Source organism: Legionella adelaidensis, assembly GCF_900637865.1.
GTDB lineage: Bacteria > Pseudomonadota > Gammaproteobacteria > Legionellales > Legionellaceae > Legionella_A > Legionella_A adelaidensis.
Genome location: NZ_LR134431.1, coordinates 13,519 through 32,542, shown reverse-complemented (window position 1 = coordinate 32,542; position 19,024 = coordinate 13,519). Strand labels below are relative to the sequence as shown.

Below are 19,024 nucleotides of genomic sequence, written 5' to 3'. Positions count from 1 at the left end.
TACTCCAGAATAAAGAGAAAGAATCATAACATAGGCATTAGCTTAAGTTTATACCCGTGAAACGTTGCGCCTTTGGCTACCTTATTTACATTGAAGGAGTTATAGAGTCAGTAGGCGCCTCTTCAGAGACTTTTTTTGGCTCTTCAACAGCGACAGCATTTAACCCTAAAATATTCCTAAAGAAATCAATAATAACTTGCCCAAAATTTCTTTTATCCCATACGGCTTGCACTTCGGCGTTACCATAGCTAATAAAATTAGACTCAATAGTGATTGCAGGCTTCTTCGAGGAAGAGGAAAAATCCACGTCAACACATGCCCCGGCTTTAAATACAAAATCATTACCGCGATCGGGTGAAACTAGCGGCAGCTCTAAACCCTGGACTTGCTTTTTTAAACCCTCCGATGCTTTTGTATCATCTACAACAGCAACTTGCTTAGCTGTATATACTTCCTGGACCTTAAAGCCATTCTCGTTTGTGGTTATTCTTATTTGCCTAGTGCTTTGGGGTTGATTGACTTGTAATCCCGCTTCATTGAAAATCATATTACTCATGGAGGCAGAAACCGGAAACATGAGTCCCCCCTGATGAAAAGCAGTAGCTAAATAATCAACCACTTCATCTTTATTCACTTCTTTCTTCAGATCTTTAAGGATAACTTCTTTGAAGAATTGTTTAACGTCTTCCGTAGAAGCAAACTCATTATATTTGCTTCGCCATGTTTTTACTGAAATACCGTCTACCGTTGCATCAATTACTGCCAAACGAAACCAGTCCATTTGAAGGTTATTATCACCAAAATTGACATTTCCTGGACTTACCGGACTATATTGAGAAGCGAATCTTTCCCATTTTTTCATTATTAACACCCAATTACACTAGTTAATAAAATTTTATAGGATAAACATTAAGGAAAAATTATGAAGAGAAAAAATTTTATAAATTTGGTTAAATTGTGAGCACATAGGTCAGCAACAAAAAATACTGGAGAAAACCGGGAGCTGAATACAGTATCGGCGTCTATCTACATTATAAAATTTTTTGATTTTATTTTTTGAATAAAGATACTTTCAGCCAAAATACGCACCCAAGGCCATAAAAGCATAGCAAGTATAGTGCTGCCCACCACGGTAATACTACTATAGTTATTTCCAAGGAACGCATCGATTAGCAATAAAATACTTTCATATATCAGGGCAAACAATCCAATTAATACCATTTGCTGACCTACGGAAAAAAAAGCAAATCGCCGTGTTTTACCCGTAGCTACCCAGGTAGTTATTAACAAAGCAAATGCGTTCTCTCCAATGACATGGAATAATAAAATGTCCAAGCAAAGCCCTAAAAAAAATACGGAAATCGTGGAAAAATTTTTTGGTAAATAGAATTCGGCATATAAAAGCAATAAAAGAACCCAGGGAGGCCTCACTCCTAACATAAATTCCGGGAGAGGCAATATAGTCAAAATTAGCGCAACAATTAATGCTAACAGTAAGCGAATATTTACGTTCATGCTTCATCCATAACTTTCATACGTTCTTCAATTTGTGCAGTTAATTGGGCATGTTCTTTTTCGGGCCAGATTAATAGAACTAACCGATTGCGATTTAATAAAGCAATAGGGCTTACGTTTACTTTAATAAATTCTTCTCCCGGAATATTTTTTACTTCTTCCACTGTTCCTACCGGATACCCTTCAGGATAGCGCCTACCCAAGCCTGAGGTAACTAGCAAATCCCCTTTTCGAATAGAGGAGCTTTTGGGTAAGTTGATTAATGACAATTGGCTGAGATTGTTTGTCCCTACTAGAATAGCGCGCTCCCCTGTACGCGTATTTTGGACGGGGACAGCGCTTTTAGCGTCTGAGATTAGTAGAACCGTACTTGTCATGGAGCCTACATCGATTACCTGCCCCATAACTCCTTTGGCATCGAGGACGGGCTGCCCTACAGTGACTCCATCTCTTTTCCCTTTATTGAGGACCAAAATTTGCCGGGAAAGAGTCGTATCCACAGCCAATATTTGTGCTGCCATGGCTTTAGTCGTGGCATCAGAAGAAGCTAATAATAATTCTTTTAATTGAGAATTTTCGTTACGAATAACTAATAACTGCTGTAATTGGGCCTCCAGCATAGTTTGTTGGTAGCGAAGCTGCATATTTTCATTGATTAATTCTTTTTTGGTAGTCACTAATGAGCGGATCCATCCTATTACCCGTACAGGATAATCCACGGCGTATTGCAGGGGAGCAACTACAATAGAAAAACCACTGCGTAACCTACCCAGGTATTGATAATGATAATCGGCGACCATAAGAATAATGGAAAATGCCAAAGCAAACACAAATCGTAATGATGAGTGTCTACCTTTGGCAAAAAGTTTCTTATGTGAATTATTCTGTTGAGAGGAAATCACCACCACGCAGGTCCATGGTTTCTAATGCTTTACCACCACCACGTGCTACACAGGTAAGAGGATCTTCTGCAACCAGTACGGGTAGGCCAGTTTCTTCCATTAACAGGGTATCCATATTTTTTAATAATGCCCCGCCGCCGGTAAGTACCATTCCTCGCTCAGCGATATCTGCAGCAAGTTCTGGTGGTGCTAATTCAAGAGCAGCCCTCACTGCACCTACAATACCAGATAATGGTTCTTGTAAGGCTTCCAGGATTTCTGCGCTGGTTAATGTAAAACTACGAGGCACTCCCTCAGCAAGATTACGCCCACGCACTTCGATTTCGAAAAGATCGCGGCTGGGGAAAGCGGAACCAATTTCGTGCTTAATACGCTCTGCCGTTGTTTCACCGATTAAGGTTCCATAATTACGGCGAACATAGGAAACAATCGCATCATCAAATTTATCACCACCAATACGAACAGACTGATGATAAACAATTCCGCTCAAGGAGATAATGGCTACTTCTGTCGTTCCACCACCAATATCCACGACCATAGAACCACTGGCTTCCTCCACAGGCATTCCAGAACCTAAAGCAGCTGCCATAGGCTCTTCAATTAGGAATACTTCCCTTGCACCAGCCCCCATTGCGGATTCACGAATAGCGCGACGCTCAACCTGGGTAGAACCACAAGGCACACACACCAATACGCGCGGGCTAGGGCGAAGAAAACGATTTTCATGCACTTTATGAATAAAGTGTTGCAACATTTTTTCCGTAACGAAGAAATCAGCAATAACTCCATCTTTCATAGGACGAATCGCATTAATATTTCCAGGGGTTCTGCCAAGCATACGTTTGGCTTCTAAGCCTACTGCCGCCACACGTTTTTGCCCTGATTCGTTACGCAAGGCAACCACGGATGGCTCATTTAATACAATGCCCTTGTCTCTTACATAAATAAGTGTATTGGCTGTTCCCAAATCAATAGATAAATCATTGGAGAATACACCGCGTAATTTCCTAAACATGCACTTCTCTACCTCATTATTATTTTGGGAGCACTTTAACTTAAATTGAGATAAAAATCGACAGATCTAGTGAAAGATTTTTACTCATATAAAAGAGTCTGGAATTAAAAAGCAGGTTAGCGCTAAAGTCCAACCAAACCCATGTCAAAAAAATTATTAAGCCTTTTTGGCTAAACTATACATCAAAGACTTCTAAAAATATTTTTAAGCGATTCTTTACGAAATTTTTTCCAAAAGTAGGCACATTGGCTAACTCTTCCACCGAGCTAAATGCGCCATGATTTTCTCTATAGGTAATAATTGCTTCGGCCCGCTTTTGGCCAATATACGGGGCTGCATGAATAAGTTCTTTTAACTCTGCCGTATTTAAATTAATTTTAGCGTGAGCAAAAGTGCTAATAATTAAAAAAAATAAAAATAAAAACAAAGGCGTAATTTTCACGGGATCTCCTTTCCTGTGGACTTGCTAAGCTCCTACGATTCTGCCTGTTTGTGAATTACAAATGCCACACAAGCTGTTATTTTTTTTGCCATATCTAAATGTAAAAATTCATTGGGGCCATGCGCATTCGAATGAGGGCCCAAGACCCCTGTTATCATATATTGCGCCTCAGGGAATTCCTTACCGAGCATAGCCATAAAAGGAATAGTCCCTCCCTCCCCCATAAAGACAGCAGGTTTTTGATAGAAGCTTTCCGAAGCACCATGAATGCCTTCTCTTAACCAGGGGGCAGTATGCGGTGCATCCCACCCTGTAGAAGCAGAGAATATAGTTACACTTACTTTTGCATTATAGGGTGGGTTTTCTGTAAGTACTGTGGAAATTACTTTGGCTGCTTCTTTGGCGTCCACAATAGGGGGTAGCCGCATAGAAAATTTTAAAGCGGTTTCAGGCCTTAAAACATTCCCCGCGTTAGAAATCGGCGGTAAACCCCGGGCACCGGTAACGGTTAGCGCAGGTCGCCAAGTACGATTAAGTAATAATTCCTGTTCGTTAGTTTCTATACTTTGTACACCAGGGTGAAGAGGGAGAGAGTCGATAATTCCTTTACCTAAAACAGCTGCACATTCCGCAGCTTCACTCACTCTATCCGGCGGAATTTGGCAATGCAATTCTTGTAACTTAACATGACCCGTGGATTCTTCCTCTAAACGGCTTAACAATTCGCGCGCTACCCGAAAGCTATCTGCCACAATCCCGCTTCCATAACCAGAGTGAACACCTTCCGTTAATAACTCAACCTTGAGTTCGCCGGCAACGTCCCCACGTAACGAAGTAGTTACCCATAGTTGCTCATAATTTCCTGCACCCGAATCCAAGCAAACAATTAGATGGGGGGTTCCCAATTTTTCTTTGAACGCTTCAATGTAAAAGGGTAAGTCTGAACTCCCGCTTTCTTCAGAAGCTTCTATAAGAATTTTGCAATGACCGTGGGGAACTCCTTGCTGCTGCAATGCATTAATCGCGGTTATTGCCGAAAACACAGCATATCCATCGTCTGCTCCCCCTCTGCCGTATAAACGGCCATTTTCCAATACGGGTTTCCAAGGGCCTAAATCATTCCGCCATCCCGCCATTTCCGGCTGTTTATCCAAATGGCCATACAGTAGGACTTCCTTATTAGCTTCACCTGGAATATCAATTAAAATAACCGGTGTTCTATTTTTAAGGCGCAAAATTTCCAGGTTCATTTTTTTAGGCGAATGCGATTTACACCAATTCACAATCAATGCAACCGCTTTCTCCATATAGCCATTTTTCTGCCAATCCGGATCAAAAAGTGGAGACTTATTAGGAATCTTTATGTACTCAACTAAAGTTGGTAATATTTCTTCATCCCACTGTGCGTTAATGTACTCTAAAAGCTTGTGCGGTTTTAGCATGCTTGCTCCTTAATCATGGCCGCAATTTTTTCCGTAGCAGAAGAAATATTTAAAGCATCAATTTTTTCTATAATTTGTTCCTTCGTTTTTTGCACTTCATTAATAGCCGCAACTAACATATTGGGAGTTAAATCCTCTTCCATAATAATTTTACTCACCCCTTTTTCTTGAAAATAGCGCGCATTTTGAATTTGATCCCCTCTACTAGCCTGGCGGGAAAGAGGAATTAACACGTGGGGCTTTGATAAAGCCAAGATTTCGTAGAGAGAGTTCGCACCTGCTCTTGAAATAACAATATCACTGGCAGCAAATAAATCAGCAAGCTCGTCTTTGGCATATTCCATTTGAAAGTAGCCAGGGTGGTTTTGATAGGAATTTGCTACTTTCCCCTTACCGCATAAATGAATCACTTGAAAATGTTCGATTAAATGATTTAAAGATTGACGGATACAAGTATTCAAAGAATTCGCTCCTTGACTACCGCCAATGAACAATAAGCAAGGTTTTTCTTTTGTAAATCCACACAATGCCAGTCCTTTTTCTTTATTACCCAGAAATAATTGTTTACGAATTGGCGTACCTGTAACTTCTACCTTTGTTTTCTTTTTAAAAAAATTGCGCGCCGGAGTAAATGTTACACAAATCTTGCTAACAAAAGGAAAGCTTAAGCGGTTGGCAAGACCGGGACTTAAATCCGATTCGTGTGCGATAATGGGAATATTATTTAACCACGCACCTACCACAACAGGAAAAGCCACAAACCCGCCTTTAGAAAATACAACATCTACCTTTAATTTGCGCAGCAAACGATACGATTGCAGAATTCCCAGTAAAATTTTGAACGGATCAAGAAAATTTTTCCAGCTAAAATAACGGCGCAATTTTCCGCTACTAATTGCGTGGTATGGAACATTGATAGCGGTAATCATTTCTTTTTCTACGCTATCTTCAGAACCAATATAATCAATTTGCCAACCTTCTTCTTTTAATACCTCGATTAAAGCAATATTAGGGGTGACATGCCCCGCTGTACCGCCTCCAGTCAATACAATTCGATTACCCATGTTTTTTCTCATTTATTTGGAACTCATTCACTCATCAATTAAAAGGCTTAAATCGATTGCATTAACTGATTTAGTAAGTGCTCCTATTGAAATATAGTCAACACCTGTTTTAGCAATTGCTTCCAGGTTATTTAAACTTATCCCCCCTGAAGCTTCTAAATCCGTTTTTTTAGGGTTGTTTAACGCAACCGCCTCCGCAATCATCTCTACAGTAAAGTTATCTAATAAGATACGGTCAGGCTGGACAGAAAATGCCTCTTCTAATTCAGAAAAATTCTCAACTTCCACCTCAATTAGCAAATTCTTATGCAGTTCCCTGGCTGCTTTAACCGCCTTTTTTATATTACCACATGCTTTGATATGATTTTCTTTAATTAAAAACGCATCGTATAAGCCCATACGATGGTTTGTACCTCCCGCACATGCTACGGCATATTTTTGGGCAATACGTAATCCCGGTAAGGTTTTGCGGGTATCCAATAACTTTGTTTTATAGTTTTTTATTTTTTCCACATAGCGGTAAGTCAATGTTGCTGTACCCGAAAGTGTTTGTAAAAAATTTAAAATACTGCGCTCTGCTGTTAATACACTTCTTGCCGAACCATAAATGCTACAAAGTGTCATAGGCTCAGAAAGCCATTCTCCCTCAGAAACCAACCAGTTTAACCTTATTTCAGGGAAGAAGGTTGTCGCTATACAATTGACCCAGGGTTGGCCACACATAAGCATAGGCTCACGCGAGATGATTTTTGCGTGAACTACTAAATCATCAGGGAGCAGCAAGGCAGATACATCGCCAGAACCAATGTCTTCATTTAAGGCATTTGCTACATCTTTTTTAATAATATCAAGAGGAGGAACTTTCAACTTTTTCTCTTTTCTCATAGCGTTTTTTCAACCAGGGCGGTGCGATGAAAGTAGTAATTATTACCATAAAGATAATAGAAGAAAAAATGTGATCATCAATCACGCCCAAGGTAATTCCTATAGAAGCAAAAACCAGGCCCACTTCCCCTCTGGGGAGCATACCAATGCCGATTAATAGTCGATCATCCCCTTTTTTTGCCCCCAAACCACTTATCAATTTTCCAAGAATGGCTGCAATAATAAGACCTGTAGCCGTCCCTAATACTTTCCAGTGCAAGAATGTTTCTAACTTCACTTGTATGCCAATAAGCATAAAAAAGAGAGGGGCTAAAATAGCCTCAAAAGGTCGCATTAAATCATGTACGGATAACTCTTTTCTTTGGGTTTTCTCTCTTTCAAAAAAACCTTCATGGATGATTATACCTGCAGCAAAGGCACCAATAATCGTCGCCAGCTGCACTATAGAGGCTAGCCAGGCCAAACCCATCGAAAATATGAAAGAAATAAATAATTTTACTTCCCATGTTTCTAGGAAAGAAAATACTTTGACCGCTTTTTTAATAAGCCAGGGGCCAATCAGAATTGCACTGACCAGGAACAATAAAGCCAATAAAATAATTTGCGCCACTGTGCCTATGTCGATGGTATTTTTAACCACTATACTGCTAACTACGGCTAAAATAACCAAACCTAGAATATCGTCTAATACTGCCGCACCTAAAATGGTTTTAGCTTCACGCGTACGCAATTTCTTCATTTCTTTTAAAACGCGTGCGGTAATACCTACACTGGTGGCAGACAGGGTTGCGGCAACAAATAAATGGGTATTAAAAGAGGCTTCAGGAACTAATAGATACATAATAATAAAACCTAAAACGATAGGTCCCAAAATGCCTAAAAAAGCAACCTGCGTAGATTCTCGCCCGGTATGCTTCAATTCCTCTACTGAGCTCTCTAGCCCCACCATAAATAGTAAGAAAATAACTCCATACCGAGAAAAAATATCGAGCACGTAAGCTACTTTAATCAAATCAATACTATTAGGGTTTCCTAATGCCTGCATAACGCGTGGAATAGATGAAGGGTCTGTAATACTGGTGTGAACAGCGGTGGCTAAAGGTACGCCTTCAAACATATCTTTTAAAACCGTAAATATAGCCCCCCCTTCTCTTAAAATAACCGCTGCATGTAAATCAAAAAAATAACCTACGTTGCCGACTAGAACTCCCATTAGCAACTCACCTAATACGCCAGGTTGATTAAATGCTATAGCAATAGAGCGGCCGATTAAACCAAGGAAAAAAATTAGCGTGACCCAAAATATAACCAATGAAACCGGGTCGCCATGATTGTTTTGAGCCGAGCTAGCCATTAAAAGACCCGGCAGGAGGAGTAGAACGAAAAAAATCCTTTTTTTAAAATAATGCATTTTTCTCACTAATTTTTCTTCTGTTCAGCCAGGAATAAACAAGTTTCTAAAACTGAATCAGGATTTAACGAAATACTTTCTATACCTTCTCGCATCAACCATTCAGCAAAATCAGGATGATCAGAAGGACCTTGTCCACAAATTCCTACATATTTACCCTGTTTTTTACAGGTGGAAATAGCCATATGTAATAAGCTTTTAACTGCATCATCGCGCTCGTCAAAAGCACTGGCAACCAGACCTGAATCCCTATCTAAACCCAATGTTAATTGGGTAAGATCATTGGAGCCAATTGAGAATCCATCAAAATATTGTAAAAATTGCTCCGCTAATAACGCATTGGAGGGAAGCTCACACATCATAATAATACGTAAACCCATCCTCCCTCGTTCCAAGCCCTGTGCTTTTAATAAATCAATCACCTGTTTTGCTTCATTCACGGTACGCACAAAGGGAATCATTACCTCCACGTTAGTCAATCCCATATCTTCCCGTACACGTCGAACGGCTAAACATTCCAAGGCAAAACAATCGGCAAAATCAGGTGATATATACCGCGATGCCCCTCTAAATCCGAGCATAGGATTTTCTTCGTGCGGCTCATACTCTTTCCCACCCACTAAATTGGCATATTCGTTTGATTTAAAATCAGATAAACGCACAATAACCGGTTTAGGATAAAAAGCAGCAGCAATTGTCGCAATCCCTTCTTTCAGCCGCTCAATATAAAATTCCACAGGAGAACTATAAGCTATCGTTTTTTCACGAATAAATTCTTTGAGGTTTTTGTCTTGTAAGGAATCGTAATTCAACAATGCTTTTGGGTGGATACCTATGGAGTTTGAAATCAAGAACTCTAATCGCGCTAAACCTACTCCTGAATTAGGAATCGCCTGAAATGCAAAAGCCCGTTCCGGATTGCCAACATTTAACATAACCTTGGTGGGTAATTCAGGCATGGAGTCTACATCCAGGCGCACCAGCTCAAAAGGTAATATACCTGCATAGACATAACCGGTATCCCCTTGTGCACAAGAAATGGTAACTAAATCGCCGTCTTTAATAGTCTTTGTGGCATCCCCGCAGCCAACCACAGCAGGAATTCCCAATTCTCTGGCAATAATAGCTGCATGGCATGTTCTTCCTCCACGATTGGTGACAATAGCAGCGGCACGTTTCATGACAGGTTCCCAATCGGGATCCGTCATATCAGAAATAAGAACATCCCCGGCCTGGACACGATGCATTTCACTGATATCTTTAATAATGCGAGCCCTACCTTGGCCAATACGCTGTCCTATACTGCGACCTTCACTTAAAACTTCACCTTTTTCTTTTAATTTATAGCGCTCCAGAACTTGCTTATTAGCCCGACTTTTAACTGTTTCTGGCCTTGCTTGCAAAATATAAATTTTCCCATCCACACCGTCTTTTGCCCATTCAATATCCATAGGGCGTTGGTAATGCTTTTCAATGATCATGGCCTGTTTAGCCAATAATTCGATTTCTTCAGTATTTAAAGAGAACCGTAATTGATCATTTTTATCCACACTTACCACTTCTACTGTTTTATCGGCTTTATCGCTATAAACCATCTTTATTGCTTTAGTGCCACGATTTCTTCGTAAAATGGCAGATTTATTTTCTGCTAAAGCCGGTTTAAATACGTAGAATTCATCAGGATTTACGGCGCCTTGCACCACCATTTCCCCCAAGCCATAGGAAGACGTAATAAATACAACCTGGTCAAAACCCGATTCTGTATCCATAGTAAACATTACTCCACTACTGGCCAGATCACTTCTAACCATTTGTTGGATACCTGCCGAAAGTGCCACATCTTGGTGAGAAAAACCTTGGTGAACGCGGTATGCAATAGCCCTATCATTAAATAGGGAGGCGAATACTTGTTTAATGGCAACGAGTATGGCTTCAATGCTTTTTACGTTCAACATAGTTTCTTGTTGACCGGCAAAAGAGGCATCGGGCAAATCTTCTGCCGTAGCTGATGAGCGAACGGCAACGCTGAAGCTATCATGGCCTATAGTCTTGGCGAGCGTATGGTATGCCGTTCTTATTGCATCTTCAAAAGCTCCGCTAAAAGGAGTAGCTAAAATCATTTCACGAATTTTTTTACCCACTATCGTTAATGCTTCCACATCATCAATATCAATGGTTGTTAGTAAGTCATAAATTTGTTTATCAAGTCCATTGGTACTTAAAAACTCACGAAACGAATCTGCAGTAGTAGCAAACCCGCCAGGAACCAAAATCCCCTTACTACTTAAATGGCTTAGCATTTCACCTAAAGAAGCATTTTTACCTCCCACTTGCTCCAGGTCCTTCATACCGACTTCACGCAAATCAATCGTATGGTTGCTAACTGCCATTCTCTACTCGCTTTTATTTACAAAATGAAAGTCATTCTACTTAAATTAGTAACGTAAGTGAATTGGATTGTACATTGTAGGTCTTATATGATTATTAGAGCCAATACTATCGTAAGTTAAGCCAAAAGAGCCCACAAACGAACTCTGAATAATCCCTAGGTTAATGCAGCCACTTGCATTTGTTTATTCATAGGACTTACGAAAAATCCCGAGGTCGAGGCAAAAAATGATTTTAACGAAGAGATCGGCATTTTTCGTAAGTCCTGATTCACATATTTGCAAGCTTGGCTTATCATATATGCTTTACTCTGGCGGTGATTCTTTATGCCTTTAACTCCTTTAAAAGCTATTTCTCCCATTGATGGCAGATATTTTAATAAAACTAGCGTTCTCGGACCTTTTTTTAGTGAATATGCCCTTATTTATTATCGTCTTTTGGTTGAAATTCGCTGGTTGGAATCACTTGCCGCAAATAAAGCAATTAGAGAAATTCCTCCATTTAGTGAAGCAATCCAGAATGCTTTACAAGATATTCTTAAACAATTTAATGAGGAAGAAGCTGCTCTTATCAAAGGGTATGAAAAAAAAACCAACCATGACGTTAAAGCCGTAGAATACTATCTTAAAGAAAAATTCGAGGGCTCTCCTGCTTTAACTCCTTTAATACCCTTTATTCACTTTGCCTGTACCTCAGAAGATATTAATAACGTTGCTTATGCATTAATGATGAAAGAGGGAATTGCGCAAGTTATCCTTCCATCGTTAGCTGAAATTATGGGTAGCATCACTCTCCTGGGAAAAAAACTGGGTGAAATACCAATGCTTGCCAGAACGCATGGGCAACCTGCAACACCTACCACCATAGGCAAGGAACTTATTAATTTTGCCGCCCGTCTAAAACGTCCACAGCAACAACTCGTAGAAGTGTTAATCTCGGCGAAATGCAATGGGGCTGTTGGTAATTACAATGCTCATGCTATTGCTTATCCTAACGTGGACTGGCGCAAGCATTGCTCCAACTTTGTGAGTTCTTTGGGATTGTCATTCAATGCGTATACCACTCAAATTGAACCTCACGATGGTATTGCGGAAGTATCCCACCTGCTTATTCGCATTAATAATATCTTATTAGATTATACGCGGGATGTATGGAGTTATATCTCTTTGGGTTACTTTAAACAAAAATCAGTAGCAGATGAGGTGGGGTCTTCTACCATGCCCCATAAAATAAACCCCATAGATTTTGAAAATGCCGAAGGAAATTTAGGCTTGGCTAACGCTTTATTTGAACACTTTGCCAACAAACTGACTCAATCACGTTTACAAAGAGACCTTTCAGACTCCACTGTTCTACGCAACTTAGGTGTTGGATTCGCTTACATGGTCATTGCTTTTCATTCCATTGCAAAAGGAAATGAGAAATTAGAGATTAATAAAGAAGCTTTACAACAGGATTTGGAGAAAAACTGGGAAGTCCTTGCAGAAGCCATTCAAACTGTCATGCGCAGATATGCAATTACAGACGCATATGAAAAATTAAAAGATTTAACCCGTGGACAACGAATTGATTCCAATAACTTGAAAGCATTTATCAATAATTTACCCTTACCCCAAGAGGTGAAACAGCAATTGTTAGATTTAACTCCTGAAAAATATATTGGACTGGCAACCCAACTCGTTAAAGCATTCTCATGAGCACACAAACAGGCAATACGTATGAATACGACGTCTTAGTTATTGGTTCTGGTTTAGCGGGATTACATTTTTGTTTGCAACTAATTCAAAAAGAACCAAAGATAAAAATTGCACTGATTTGTAAGGTAGAAGCTTTGGAGTGCAATAGCCGTTATGCTCAAGGAGGAATTGCGGCCTCCTATTTACCTGAAGATTCTATCGAGTCTCATATAAAAGACACTCTGCGCGCCGGTGACGGGCTCTGTTTTAAACCTGCCGTAAAAGCCATCATTAACAAAGCGCCAGAAGTCATCAAGCAATTAGAGGGATATTCCGTCCAATTTAATCGCTCAAAAGAGGGTAATTATGCATTGGCTAAAGAAGGAGGTCACTCACACAGACGCATATTTAATTGTGGGGATAAAACAGGATTAAACACAATTGAGGCCCTGCTTCACTTGGTTCGTTTACAACCTTCGATTCATTTATTCGAACACCATGTAGCTATTAATTTAATCACCCATTATCACCCACATAATACACGCGATCAGGGAGAGGTCTTAGGCGCCTATATTCTCGATTGTAAGAATGATTTAATTCATGCTTTTGCAGCCAACTCGGTTGTATTAGCAACGGGGGGCGCAGGTAAAACCTATCGTTATACTACTAACCCTATGGTAGCTACGGGGGATGGTGTAGCTATGGCTTATAGAGCAGGCGCACGCGTAGGGAATATGGAATTTTATCAATTTCACCCCACTCTTTTATATCATCATGAGGTAAATAATTTTTTAATTTCAGAAGCTGTACGCGGGGAAGGTGGTTTACTAAAAACGGCTGATACTTATGAACGTTTTATGCATAAATATGCACCCGAACAAATGGAATTGGCTACGCGTGATGTGGTAGCACGAGCAATATTTAATGAAATTGAGCATGGTGATAAAAGTTTCGTCTATCTTGATATTACCCATCAATCAAAAACCTTTTTAAAAAAGCGTTTTCCTCATATTTATGAAACACTTTTATCTATAGGAATTGATATCAGTCAAGATATGATTCCAGTAGTGCCTGCGGCCCATTACCAATGTGGAGGCGTATTAACAAATCTTCATGGGCAAACTGATTTACGTCGTTTATATGCCATTGGAGAAGTTGCATTTACTGGTCTTCATGGGGCAAATCGCTTGGCTAGTAATTCTTTGTTAGAGGCGGTAGTTATGGCAGGAAATGCTGCCGAAAGCTGCATCAAAGATATAAAATCTCCCTCTAAATTTTTCTCTTCCATTACCAGCTGGAGCTCACCAGGCGAAGTTAACGAAAGACGCGCCAGTCAAATTAATGCCCAATGGCGTAGTGTACGCGGAGAAATGACCTCTTACGCGGGGATTATTCGTACCGAGGCAGGACTTCAAGATTTGCTACAATTAATAAGATACAGAAATAAAATTATTGAAGAATATTATTGGAAACATAGAATTACCCGTGATTTTGTGGAATTGCGTAACATCATTCTCAATGCTGAATTAATTGTTCGCTCCGCTTTATCGCGTCGGGAATCCAGAGGTGGACACTTTCGAGAAGACTTTCCTCATAAAGACCCGATGGCTTTGGAAAGTATTTCCCGATTAAATTCACCTCAACACCCTTTTATTTAAATAGCGGTGCAGCATGCACCCTTATATCCGCAGGAAGCCTTTATCACAATACTTGGTTTTAAGTAAGGAACAAAATGTTTAAAGCAGAAACAATCTATCAACCCGAAAAAACATTAATGCGCATCACTGCAGATATGAGTATTTGCCAAAGTGATTATCCGCTTGATTGGTATCAAGAGGAATTTATTCCTTACGCAGAAGAATACCAGGCCCTCCCCGATCGGAAGCTCACGACTGTTTTAGCTTGGATGAAGCCATACATAACAAAAGCGCAAAACCATTTTGGCGACAAATTACTGCTGCTTGCGCATTATTATATGGGCGGAGATATTGTCCGTTTAATTGAACAATTTGGAGGACAAATTGGGGACTCTTATCAACTGGCGTTAATGGCAGCCAGCCACCCGGAAAAATCAGTCATAATTGAATCTGCCGTTCATTTTATGGCGGAATCCATTAGTATTTTAGCCCATGAAAATCAGCATGTTTATATTACTAACCCCAAGTCCGGTTGCACTATGGAAATGCTTGCTAAAGATTTTATGGTCGAACCAGCATTTTTAGATTTAAACGAAAGGTATGGTGCCGAGAATATTTTACCGGTTTGTTATATGAATACCTCTGGGCGAGTAAAAGCAATGACCGGAGCGCAAGGAGGAGCAGTTTGTACGAGCTCCAATGTGAAAAAAATTTTCCAATGGGCACAAAAACAAAAGAAAAAAATATTGTTTATCCCTGATCAACACATGGGAGAAAATGTCGCATACTGGTTGGGTATTAAAAATGTTGCTTATTGGCCAGGTGGGTCAGAAGGAGCCCGTTATTCTCTAGCTGATCAAAATGCAAAAACCTTAGAAAAATTTGATAAAGCCGAGCTTATATTATTTCAAAGTCAATGCGCCGTACATACCCATTACACCGCAAAAATGTGTGAATACTGGAAGCAACAAGGCTTTACCACCGTGGTCCATCCCGAATGCCGCAATGAAGTGATTCGCGTCGCCGATCAAGCAGGTTCAACTGCACTTATTTGGGATTATGTGGTAAATGATCGTGCTGGTACTAAGAAATACGCAATTGGTACCGAAAACCATATGGTTGAAAATGTAAAACAATATTGCAAAGCTTTAGGGATAGCCGTGGTGAATTTAGCGGAAGCACCTAAAGATAGCGAGGAAAAAGGTATAGGCTGTGGGTGTGCCACGATGTCGCGAAATGATCCCCCCCATTTAGTCGCCCTGCTTGATCTATTACGGCAAGGGAAGAGAATGGAGTATAACGAAGTAAAAGCAGGTGATGTGGTAAATGAATTTACCGGCGTCCGTAATCGTTTGCAAAAAGAAGACCAGAATTGGGTAATAGACAATGCAAAAAAGGCTTTACAAAAAATGATAGAGATTACGGAGTCATAACCCTTAGCAAAGCTCTCTGGATGATAATCATTACTCCAAGAAAAGATGACCTTGACAGGACTGCGCAAAGCGTCGAGGTCATGGAAAATAACACTTACGTTAGGACTCTAAGCATAGGCAGCTTATAGATTTATTGTCTAACTAATCGATAATTTAACCCTTGCATATTCACTTTTTCAGTAGTCCGATAAGGATTAATATCTAACCCGCCCCTTCTTGTGTAGCGCCCATAAACCGTGAGTTTTTCAGGCTTGCATCGATTCATAATGTCCACAAAGATGCGCTCAATGCATTGCTCGTGGAATTCATTATGGTTTCGAAAAGAAACAAGATACTTAAGTAATCCTTCCCGATTAATTTTTTGACCCGTATAAGCAATTTGAACACTTCCCCAGTCTGGTTGATTGGTTACTAAACAGTTAGATTTTAATAAATCAGAATACAAAATTTCTTCCACTTTTTTATCTTCTACGGAAAGGTAGGCAGGTTCAACAAGATAAATGGAGCAAGTTACGTCAAGATCATCAATACATTCACCTGATGGAGCTGCTTGAAGGGTAGCAAGTTCTTCGTCTTTTAGTGATAGAATCCTTACATGCGCCTCCCCACCCAAACGGGAACTCAAGTCCCGTTCGACTGTTAATTTCAGTTCTTCACTATCTTTAAAATGCGTGTTATTGAATGAATTAAAATAAAGTTTCAACGACTTTGACTCAATTAAATTAGGCGTTGAACAATCGTAAATAATCTCGGCAATTGCAACTACAGGCTTCCCTTTTGCATTTAGCCATGACACTTCATAATGATTCCAGCAATCAAAACCATAAAAAGGAAGATTTTCAGGGTTAACCCCAATTTCTTTACGCTTCGCTTCTCTAGGAATGGCAAATAATCGTTCGGGGTTATATTGCGAATCATAGTTTGATGATTTGCCTAATTCAGATTGCTCAGGTTTCATTTGATAACGCTTTTCTAATGCTTCGCTCATTCGATTGCTCTCCAAAATATTGACGATTTGTAACGCACTATGCCAGTTCACATGCTCACCTGCCTCGAGCTGACTGGCAATGTAAGTCGTAAGTCTGGCTGCCTCATTAATATGGGCTGCTTTTTCCTTTAAAGCTTCAGCTTGAATATGCATTGAATTCAATACTTCAAACTCAGGTCCTTCTAAAATCTTTCTTATAGCAGTCAAAGAAAATCCTAAGAATTTTAATGTCACTACTTGTTGCAGACGAATTAAATCCCGTTCTGAATACAAACGATAACCGGCATCCGTTCGAAGAGAAGGTTTTAATAAACCAATATCATCATAGTATTGCAATGACCGAACACTTAATGCGGTCACTCGACTGATGTCTTTAATCTTATAGTATTTCATTTTGACTCCTGAACAGGAGCATATTCTATCACGTTACGTGAGGGTCAAGCAGAAAATATCTTAACATGCGTTCCTCCACAAGGAACCTCTGCAAAGGATCTAATTTTCCAATACCTTCGTTCGTTAACTCATAACTAAACGCACTAATAATGAATAAACCAGAAGGCTATCTTATGTAGAAAAATCTACTCATAGTGGAGAATAATCATCGTGATTGAATAAAGTATTTCTATAATGCCAATACAAGATCAAAATTAAACAAAAATTCTGATTTCCCATAGACGTAACACTTAATCGCATGGTCAGGGTAAACAGTCGGTGTCGCGTAATGATTAAATCGAGTAGAAACAAAATATTGCATCTCAATGTAATTGCATTAAATTTGACCACAATGCAATGATTATGGTATAATGTTGGTTTTGATAACTTTAGAGAAAACGACATGCCAACTCCTGCTCCCACCTATCAAACGTTATTGATTCAATATCATCAATTACCTTGGTATAAAAAAGCAGGTTTTTGGCTATCTGCGCCAAGATTGGCATGGGGATTGTTTGGATACAAAAAAAATCCCGATGAAAATCGAGTTAAGCAACTGATTCAATGGGCCAAAGCATCCTGGTTTTTTAAGACAAAATTTGAACAAGATATTTGCAATATAGAACCGGACACTATAGAGCGGGCCGAAAACCCACATTCCAATTATAATGAAACAATAGGTAGCATTGAGGATGTTATCGGTGTTATTGCTAGATATGTAACCGGAGGTGCTTATGGCGCCACTTCACGATTTCATAGAGAAGCAGATACCACTCGAATACGAAAAATTACTAATCAATTACTATTAGCAGTAGCGTATGGTATGGAAAGCAAGGAAACGAATGAACCTGTTAAAGCCAGTGACGCTGGTAATTTATTTAAATCGCACCTTTATGCAAAAGAGTTATTGCAAAAATCCCCCAAGTTTTTATTAGAACGTGGCGATGTCACGGATTGGGCGGGACGTACATTCAAAAACATCACCGCCTTTGAATATGCGCTTTGGGCTAAAGATTTTAAAATGATAGAGATGATGCTTCATTGCATACCAGAAAGCGAAGCAGGCGATGCAATCCGAGAAACACTTTTAGAACAATATAAACAAGTAACTACTCCTGTCGATGCTGGGGGCGGTGTAACGTATACCCATACTTATGACAGGCCTAACCTAGATGCATTAGGCATTCCAGATGGTACAACAACATCCGTTACCGAAGAGCATACCGAAAATCATTTTGATGTAACTCCACTTTGCGTTGCTTATCAGGACTATAATACTAATTTTAATACGCTTACCCGGCCACAGCGGGATGCCTACTGGGCCAAGTTAATTGGTAAGCTACAGCGCTTACTGCCTATACATATATTGCAGCGCTATTGTGACCCTAATACGCCATTTTATCCACCACCTCAATTCGATGGTGAATTTAAGCGTTCTACAAATTTTTATAATTATGTTACTTTATTAGTATCTTCTCTTTTCGGTTCGAATCTTTCTTCGGATTTTGGTGTGGCGCGCAGTAAAACGGCGGGGGGCGCGACAGGGTGGGATTCCAACCTTAGATACGTCGCCTCCCCGTTGGACGATTTGGCGGCCATCCGCCAGCTTGATGAAGTCAGTACAAACGAAATTGAAAAAATTACGAGCCTATTATCAGAGCCGCGGCATGTTGCCGGGCCTCGTCTTTAAGTTTGTATTTATAAATCAGGCTGTGTGCCAGGACTGAACACATCTCGTCTCTACACACAGCCAAATACCATTTCAATAACTCAAGATAGTGCCAATACCCGCTT

General features: G+C 39.9%; 15 protein-coding genes and 1 pseudogene. 4 read left to right on the top strand and 12 right to left on the bottom strand.

Features of this window, described 5'->3' with window-relative positions:
- Nucleotides 1-85 precede the first annotated feature (85 nt).
- From EL206_RS07065 to ppsA, 10 genes are all read right to left on the bottom strand, one after another.
- A complete protein-coding gene (locus EL206_RS07065; protein ID WP_058461725.1) occupies nt 86-862 on the bottom strand; it encodes a hypothetical protein in 777 nt (258 codons plus the stop codon).
- Nucleotides 863-1,026: 164 nt separating this feature from the next.
- Nucleotides 1,027-1,515, bottom strand: a complete 489-nt coding sequence (gene mreD / locus EL206_RS07060; RefSeq protein ID WP_058461726.1) for a rod shape-determining protein MreD — start codon at nt 1,513-1,515, stop codon at nt 1,027-1,029.
- Complete coding sequence (gene mreC, locus EL206_RS07055) at nt 1,512-2,417, bottom strand: rod shape-determining protein MreC (protein ID WP_058462364.1); 906 nt, start codon at nt 2,415-2,417, stop codon at nt 1,512-1,514. Before mreC ends, mreD begins: the two co-directional genes overlap by 4 nt.
- Nucleotides 2,395-3,432, bottom strand: coding sequence for a rod shape-determining protein (locus tag EL206_RS07050; RefSeq protein ID WP_025385468.1), 1,038 nt, complete (start codon nt 3,430-3,432; stop codon nt 2,395-2,397). Before EL206_RS07050 ends, mreC begins: the two co-directional genes overlap by 23 nt.
- Before the next feature lie 175 nt (nt 3,433-3,607).
- The gene (locus EL206_RS07045) at nt 3,608-3,874 is read right to left on the bottom strand and encodes a ComEA family DNA-binding protein (RefSeq protein ID WP_058461727.1); all 267 of its coding nucleotides are present in this window, start codon (nt 3,872-3,874) and stop codon (nt 3,608-3,610) included.
- Nucleotides 3,875-3,906: 32 nt separating this feature from the next.
- Complete coding sequence (locus EL206_RS07040; RefSeq protein ID WP_058461728.1) at nt 3,907-5,316, bottom strand: M20 family metallopeptidase; 1,410 nt, start codon at nt 5,314-5,316, stop codon at nt 3,907-3,909.
- Nucleotides 5,310-6,380 carry an undecaprenyldiphospho-muramoylpentapeptide beta-N-acetylglucosaminyltransferase gene (locus tag EL206_RS07035; protein WP_058461729.1) on the bottom strand — a complete coding sequence of 357 codons (1,071 nt, stop codon included), beginning with the start codon at nt 6,378-6,380 and terminating at the stop codon, nt 5,310-5,312. The genes EL206_RS07040 and EL206_RS07035 overlap by 7 nt, the downstream gene beginning before the upstream one ends.
- Nucleotides 6,381-6,407: 27 nt before the next feature.
- Nucleotides 6,408-7,265, bottom strand: coding sequence for a carboxylating nicotinate-nucleotide diphosphorylase (gene nadC / locus EL206_RS07030; RefSeq protein WP_058461730.1), 858 nt, complete (start codon nt 7,263-7,265; stop codon nt 6,408-6,410).
- Nucleotides 7,228-8,619: a cation:proton antiporter gene (locus tag EL206_RS07025; protein WP_232048532.1), complete on the bottom strand. Its 1,392-nt coding sequence runs from the start codon at nt 8,617-8,619 to the stop codon at nt 7,228-7,230. Before EL206_RS07025 ends, nadC begins: the two co-directional genes overlap by 38 nt.
- A gap of 65 nt (nt 8,620-8,684) precedes the next feature.
- Nucleotides 8,685-11,066 carry a phosphoenolpyruvate synthase gene (gene ppsA, locus EL206_RS07020; protein ID WP_058461731.1) on the bottom strand — a complete coding sequence of 794 codons (2,382 nt, stop codon included), beginning with the start codon at nt 11,064-11,066 and terminating at the stop codon, nt 8,685-8,687.
- A gap of 324 nt (nt 11,067-11,390) precedes the next feature.
- On the opposite strand from ppsA, the gene purB reads away from it, so the two are divergent.
- From purB to nadA, 3 genes are all read left to right on the top strand, one after another.
- A complete protein-coding gene (purB, locus tag EL206_RS07015; RefSeq protein ID WP_058461732.1) occupies nt 11,391-12,761 on the top strand; it encodes an adenylosuccinate lyase in 1,371 nt (456 codons plus the stop codon).
- Entirely contained in the window at nt 12,758-14,398 is a 1,641-nt protein-coding gene (gene nadB / locus EL206_RS07010; protein ID WP_058461733.1) for an L-aspartate oxidase, read from the top strand. The genes purB and nadB overlap by 4 nt, the downstream gene beginning before the upstream one ends.
- Nucleotides 14,399-14,472: 74 nt before the next feature.
- A complete protein-coding gene (gene nadA / locus EL206_RS07005; RefSeq protein WP_058461734.1) occupies nt 14,473-15,810 on the top strand; it encodes a quinolinate synthase NadA in 1,338 nt (445 codons plus the stop codon).
- A 130-nt stretch (nt 15,811-15,940) separates the two neighbouring features.
- Here the strand turns inward: nadA and queF are convergent, their stop codons facing one another.
- A complete protein-coding gene (gene queF / locus EL206_RS07000; RefSeq protein WP_058462366.1) occupies nt 15,941-16,798 on the bottom strand; it encodes an NADPH-dependent 7-cyano-7-deazaguanine reductase QueF in 858 nt (285 codons plus the stop codon).
- Between the two features lie 240 nt (nt 16,799-17,038).
- A pseudogene (locus EL206_RS10180) lies at nt 17,039-17,191 on the bottom strand (MerR family DNA-binding transcriptional regulator); the annotation flags it as partial.
- A 442-nt stretch (nt 17,192-17,633) separates the two neighbouring features.
- Here EL206_RS10180 and EL206_RS09990 point away from each other — a divergent pair.
- Nucleotides 17,634-18,920, top strand: a complete 1,287-nt coding sequence (locus EL206_RS09990) for a hypothetical protein (RefSeq protein WP_188331952.1) — start codon at nt 17,634-17,636, stop codon at nt 18,918-18,920.
- Nucleotides 18,921-19,024 lie beyond the last annotated feature (104 nt).

Bases quoted from the DNA above. Each gene is read 5' to 3' on its own strand.
- EL206_RS07065 (WP_058461725.1), bottom strand. From the start codon at position 862: ATGAAAAAATGGGAAAGATTCGCTTCTCAATATAGTCCGGTAAGTCCA.
- mreD (WP_058461726.1), bottom strand. From the start codon at position 1,515: ATGAACGTAAATATTCGCTTACTGTTAGCATTAATTGTTGCGCTAATT.
- EL206_RS07050 (WP_025385468.1), bottom strand. From the start codon at position 3,432: ATGTTTAGGAAATTACGCGGTGTATTCTCCAATGATTTATCTATTGAT.
- EL206_RS07040 (WP_058461728.1), bottom strand. From the start codon at position 5,316: ATGCTAAAACCGCACAAGCTTTTAGAGTACATTAACGCACAGTGGGAT.
- EL206_RS07035 (WP_058461729.1), bottom strand. From the start codon at position 6,380: ATGGGTAATCGAATTGTATTGACTGGAGGCGGTACAGCGGGGCATGTC.
- nadC (WP_058461730.1), bottom strand. From the start codon at position 7,265: ATGAGAAAAGAGAAAAAGTTGAAAGTTCCTCCTCTTGATATTATTAAA.
- EL206_RS07025 (WP_232048532.1), bottom strand. From the start codon at position 8,619: ATGGCTAGCTCGGCTCAAAACAATCATGGCGACCCGGTTTCATTGGTT.
- ppsA (WP_058461731.1), bottom strand. From the start codon at position 11,066: ATGGCAGTTAGCAACCATACGATTGATTTGCGTGAAGTCGGTATGAAG.
- purB (WP_058461732.1), top strand. From the start codon at position 11,391: ATGCCTTTAACTCCTTTAAAAGCTATTTCTCCCATTGATGGCAGATAT.
- nadB (WP_058461733.1), top strand. From the start codon at position 12,758: ATGAGCACACAAACAGGCAATACGTATGAATACGACGTCTTAGTTATT.
- nadA (WP_058461734.1), top strand. From the start codon at position 14,473: ATGTTTAAAGCAGAAACAATCTATCAACCCGAAAAAACATTAATGCGC.
- queF (WP_058462366.1), bottom strand. From the start codon at position 16,798: ATGAGCGAAGCATTAGAAAAGCGTTATCAAATGAAACCTGAGCAATCT.
- EL206_RS09990 (WP_188331952.1), top strand. From the start codon at position 17,634: ATGCCAACTCCTGCTCCCACCTATCAAACGTTATTGATTCAATATCAT.